This is a genomic window from Streptomyces sp. H39-C1, assembly GCF_027158125.1.
GTDB lineage: Bacteria > Actinomycetota > Actinomycetes > Streptomycetales > Streptomycetaceae > Actinacidiphila > Actinacidiphila fildesensis.
Genome location: NZ_JAPVLS010000234.1, coordinates 1 through 1711, shown reverse-complemented (window position 1 = coordinate 1711; position 1711 = coordinate 1). Strand labels below are relative to the sequence as shown.

Below are 1711 nucleotides of genomic sequence, written 5' to 3'. Positions count from 1 at the left end.
AATTCGGCTCTGTCGCTGATCTTGTGATCGGTAGGTGTTGACGGCTGGCATCCTGTCCCGCGTGTTCTTCGCCGAGTTTCGAGGCGCTTCTGCCTCATCTGTCCGGTGTCGTGGTGGAGTTGGTCGAGCGGTCGGCTGGCGGGATCACGATGCATGCCCGTGTCCGTGCGGTCGAGGCGCCGTGTCCGCACTGTCGGAGCCCATCGGGACGTGTGCACGGGCGTTACTTGCGACGCCTGTCCGACGCGGCGATCAGCGGCACCCGGGTAGTCATCGAGCTGCTGATACGCCGGTTCCGGTGCCTCAATGCCGCCTGCGCGGCCGTGACGTTCGCCGAGCAGGTCACCGGTTTGACCAGCCCGCATGCCCGCTACACTCCGCTGATGCGCGGGACGCTGACCTCGATCGCGCTGGCGTTGGCCGGGCGGGCCGGCGGCCGACTCGCGGTCGCGCTGGGGGTCCCGGTGGCGAAGGACACCCTGTTACGCCTGCTCAGGGCCTTCCCCGAGGAGCCTGTCGGGCAGGTCAGGGTGCTGGGCGTCGACGATTTCGCGCTACGGAGGGGCGACTCGTACGCGACCGTCCTGGTCGACCTGGAGCGGCGACGCCCCGTCGACGTGCTGCCGGGACGCGAGGCAGAACCGCTGGCAGCCTGGCTCCGTGACCACCCCGAGGTGGAGGTGATCTGCCGGGACCGGGCCGGCTCCTACGCGGAAGGTGCCCGCGCCGGCGCCCCTCAAGCGGTGCAGGTAGCCGACGCGTGGCACTTGTGGAAGAACGTCGGCGAGGCGGTGGAGAAGACGGTCGGTGCCCATTTCGTCTGCGTGCGGGCCGTGTTCGAGGAGATGCCGGCCCGCGCACCCACCGACGCGCCCGCTGATGACGAAGGCCCGGTGGCGGCACCGGTGGGGACCCTGGACGTCTGCGGGCGCGAGCGCCGCCTGGTGGTCCGGACCCGGGAACGCTTCACCCTGGTCCAGGACCTGCTGGGCCAGGGCGCCTCGCTGGAGTCGATCTGCCACCGGCTCCAGCTGGACCGTTCCACCGTCCGCCGCTTCGCCCGCGCGACCAGCATCGACGAGCTCCTGGTCAAGGCGGTCAACCGGTCGACGATCCTGGACAAGTACCGGCCCTACCTCCACCAGCGGTGGAACGAGGGCTGCCACGACCCCGCCCAACTGCACCGCGACATTACCGCCCTCGGTTTCACCGGCAGCATCCAGGCCGTCCGCCGCTACCTGCGAACCTTCACGCCCTCAGCTCCCGCACCGGCGCCCAGGCCCGCGCCACGGCCCCGCCGCGTCGTCCGGTGGATCATGACCAACCCGGGCAACCTCACCGACGAGGACGCCCTCACCCTCAAGGAAATCCGCGCCGGCTGCCCCGAACTCGACGCCGTCACCGACCACGTCCGCGACTTCGCCGAGATGATGCGCGACCTGCGCGGCGACCAGCTGCCCGACTGGATGGAGCGCGTCGAGCAAGACCCCCTGCCCGCGCTGCACTCCCTGATCACCGGGCTCCGCCGGGACCAGGACGCCGTCATCGCCGGACTGTCCACTCCCTGGAGCTCCGGCCAGGTCGAGGGACAGAACACGAGAGTCAAGCTCATCAAGCGGGCCGGATACGGGCGTGCGAACTTCGACCTTCTACGCAAGCGGATCTTGCACCGGACCTGACCACCAAGCACAAGATCAGCGACAGAGCCGAA

At 69.7% G+C, this 1711-nt stretch carries 1 protein-coding gene; it reads left to right on the top strand.

What is annotated here, in order from left to right:
- Window positions 1–110 precede the first annotated feature (110 nt).
- Complete coding sequence (locus O3W51_RS47885; RefSeq protein WP_244809755.1) at window positions 111–1679, top strand: ISL3 family transposase; 1569 nt, start codon at window positions 111–113, stop codon at window positions 1677–1679.
- Window positions 1680–1711 lie beyond the last annotated feature (32 nt).